Annotated in this window: 1 pseudogene; it reads right to left on the bottom strand. The window is 51.2% G+C overall.

Going from position 1 to position 207, the window contains the following annotated elements:
* Positions 1-10: 10 nt before the first annotated feature.
* A pseudogene (locus tag ACWGS9_RS36025) lies at positions 11-207 on the bottom strand (hypothetical protein); the annotation flags it as partial.

Raw genomic sequence — 207 nt, 5'->3', positions numbered from 1 at the left:
ATGAATAAGGTTAACTGGTGCGCGTAGGCAAGAGAGAACGATGAGCTGCCAAAAAATCGTCGAATGCAGTAAGAAAAGTTTTTGCCTCATTCTCACCGAAAGGAAGCGAGAGTGCAACAAGTCCGCGTGGCGCCACATAGAAGCCGCGCAGCAGCATCTCCACGTGCCAGAGTTCCAGCCAGCGTACGTCTCTTTCCTTAAGTTGCG

The organism is Mesorhizobium sp. Arg314, assembly GCF_053714275.1.
Note: the sequence above shows the minus strand (reverse complement) of the source record. Positions and strands in the feature narration are given on the sequence as shown.